The sequence below is a fragment of the Rhodococcus sp. R1101 genome (assembly GCF_000278445.1).
Lineage (GTDB): Bacteria > Actinomycetota > Actinomycetes > Mycobacteriales > Mycobacteriaceae > Rhodococcus > Rhodococcus gordoniae.
In genome coordinates this window covers 1-1,687 of the sequence record NZ_AJVB01000666.1, presented here as the reverse complement: position 1 = coordinate 1,687, position 1,687 = coordinate 1, and the positions used below count along the sequence as shown (strand labels likewise).

The window sequence follows — 1,687 nt, the reverse complement described above, 5'->3', positions numbered from 1 at the left end:
TGTCGTGGATGTTCGACGGATGCAGCCCCGCTTCCCCGCCGTCGGTCCGGGCCCATTCCGGCTTCGGGCCGATGAGCCGGACCCCGGTGCGGTCGGAGTTGAAGTGCACCTCGTACTCGGTGGCGTAGAGGGTGTCGATGTCGGAGCGGGTGAAGAACTCGGGGGCGCCGTGCGGGCCTTCGGTCACCGCGATCTCCCAACGCGTGCCGAGAGCCGGTACGTGTTCGGACGGGACGGGCCCGCTCTCACGGCGGGGACCGTCACCCACGACGAGGACGTCGCCTTCGCGAAGGGTACGACCCTCGTGACCACCGAACGTGCCGAGCGTGAACGTCGAGGCGCTGCCGAGGAATTCGGGAACGTCGAGTCCGCCCCGGACCAGGATGTAGACGCGCAGGCCGGGACCGGAGACGACGCCGACATCGAGCAGTCCGCCGGCCGGAACGGTGACGGGCCGCCACTGCGGAACGGTGACTCCGTCGATCCGGACGACGGCGGGAGCACCGGTCACGCACACCTCGGTGTCGTCGGTGAAACGCAGCGCGGGGCCCGCCATCGTGGTCTCGAGGCCGGGGGCGCCCTCGTCGTTGCCGAGAGCCACATTGCCGAGACGGAAGGACAGGTCGTCCATGGGCCCGGAGGGCGGTACGCCGATCTGCCAGTATCCGGTGCGACCCGGATAGTCCTGGACGGTGGTGAGCATTCCGGGGCGTTCTACGCCGATCTTGGTGGTCATGGCAGGCTCACTCCTCGCGGGTGACGATCATGCGAACCGGCGTGGGATCGAAGCCGTTGCACGGGTTGTTGATCTGGGGGCAGTTCGAGACGAGCACGAGTACGTCGCGCTCGGCGCGGAGCGCGAGGCGCTTTCCGGGAGCGGAGAGCCCGTCGACGATGCCGAGGGTGCCGTCCGCCTCGACGGGCACATTCATGAAGAAGTTGATGTTGGAGACGAGATCTCGTTTGCCGAGGCCCCACTTCGCGCCCTCGATGAGGAAGTTCTCGACACACGCGTGCTGATGCTTCGTGTGGTGCCCGTAGCGCAGGGTGTTCGACTCCTGCGAGCACGCACCACCGACGGTGTCGTGATTTCCCACCTCGTCGGCGACGAGCGTCATCAGTGGAGCGCCCTCGGAGTCGCGCAGGACGGATCCGGTGGTGAGGAACAGATTCTGCTGTGCGGCGACGGTGGCCGCTGCGCTGTACCGCCGGCCGGTGTCGTGCGCGTCGTAGACGAGCGTGTCGACGGCCTGGTTGCCGTGCAGGTCGACGATCGTGAGGACGTCTCCCGCGGCGACGACGGCCGACCACGGTCCGCGGAGTCCGACGATCTCGTCGAGGACGACGCGACCGGGAACGAGGGCGAGTTCTGCGGTGTCTGCGGTGAGGGTCATCGGCGGATCTCCGTTTCGGACGTGGCGGCGGCCCAGGCGTCGTCGGTATTGAGGACGGCGCGCTGGTATTCGGGATCGGTGTTCGGCAGCGAATTCAGTTCTTCGGGTGCTCGCCAGGCGAGAACTTCCAGGCTGCCGGTGGTGAACTCGGGATCGGGATCGAGCGGGTGTGCGGTGTTGGCGACGAGCACGATCACCGGCAGGTGGATCAGAAGGTCGACGTAGGCGCCGGGCCCGGCGTTTCCGGTGCTGACGAGGCTTCCGTCCTCCTCGACACGGACACCGTGGAAGAA

General features: G+C 67.6%; 1 protein-coding gene and 2 pseudogenes. All 3 read right to left on the bottom strand.

Annotated features, from left to right (window positions below; all coding sequences use genetic code 11):
• Positions 1–736 (bottom strand): annotated as a pseudogene (locus R1101_RS0122990) (5-oxoprolinase/urea amidolyase family protein); the annotation flags it as partial.
• A 7-nt stretch (positions 737–743) separates the two neighbouring features.
• On the bottom strand, positions 744–1,394 hold the full coding sequence (locus R1101_RS0122985; RefSeq protein WP_016935544.1) for an urea amidolyase associated protein UAAP2: 651 nt from the start codon (positions 1,392–1,394) through the stop codon (positions 744–746).
• Positions 1,391–1,687, bottom strand: a pseudogene (locus R1101_RS0122980) (urea carboxylase); the annotation flags it as partial. The gene R1101_RS0122985 and the pseudogene R1101_RS0122980, both read right to left, overlap by 4 nt.